The organism is Kineococcus vitellinus, from assembly GCF_009906315.1.
In the GTDB taxonomy this organism is placed as follows: Bacteria; Actinomycetota; Actinomycetes; order Actinomycetales; family Kineococcaceae; genus Kineococcus; species Kineococcus vitellinus.
The window spans coordinates 1-930 of sequence record NZ_JAAALL010000594.1 but is presented as its reverse complement, the minus strand read 5'-3'; the positions used below and the strand labels follow the sequence as shown (position 1 = coordinate 930).

The 930-nt window shown below is 80.0% G+C and carries 1 pseudogene; it reads left to right on the top strand.

Annotated features, from left to right (window positions below):
• Nucleotides 1–305 precede the first annotated feature (305 nt).
• Nucleotides 306–930, top strand: a pseudogene (locus GTQ99_RS23615) (MFS transporter); the annotation flags it as partial.

Below are 930 nucleotides of genomic sequence, written 5' to 3'. Positions count from 1 at the left end.
TGGCTGCACGACGCCCCGGGGTGGGGGCGGGGGCGGGGCGTCGTGCAGCCACGGGCGTCTGGTCCTCCGGCGTCGGGCGCACCGGCGTGGGGAGCGGGACGCTCGCCGGTCGCTGCGTGGGTGCTGCCGGTCCATCGGCAGCTGCCGCCGCGGCCTTCGGCTCCGGCGGCCTCCCCCAGTATGCGTGGCCGCCGGCGGTGCACCCGCCCGCGGTGCTGCTCCAGACGGGTGTGCACCACACCTCCACACGAGGTCCGCGAAGCGGGGCGCCGGGCGCGGGCGGCCCCGGCGGCTACGGTGATCACGTGCTGGAGACGCCGCGCGCCGGGGTCCTGCCCGAGCTCGGGCGGCTGGTGCGCACCGCCCGCTACCGCCACCTGCTGGGGGTGCGGCTGAGCGGGCAGGCCGCCGACGGCGTCTTCCAGGCGGGGCTGGCGTCCCTGTTCTTCTTCTCCCCCGAGCGGCAGGCCACCCCCGCCGGGGTCGCCCTCGCCTCCGCGGTGCTGCTGCTGCCCTTCACCGTCGTGGGCCCGTGGGCCGGGGTGCTGCTGGACCGCCGCTCGCGGCGCTCGGTGCTCGGCGTCGGCAACCTGCTGCGCGCCGCCCTGGCGCTGCTGACCGCGGCGGCGCTGCTGGCCGGCGCCGGGGACGTGGTCGTGGGCGTGCTCGCGCTGGCGGTGCTGTCGGTGAACCGGGCGCTGCTGGCGGGGCTGTCGGCGGCGCTGCCGCACGTGGTGCCGCCGCAGCGGCTGGTGCTGGCCAACTCGGTGACCCCGACGGCCGGGACGGTCGCCGCGGGCGCGGGGGCGGCGGTCGCGGTGGCGGCCACGGCCGCGGCCGGCACCGGCGGGCACGCCGACGTGGTCGCGCTGGGCGTCGCGGCGGGCGGCTACCTGCTCTCGGGGCTGGTGGCGCTGCGCTTCCCGCGCG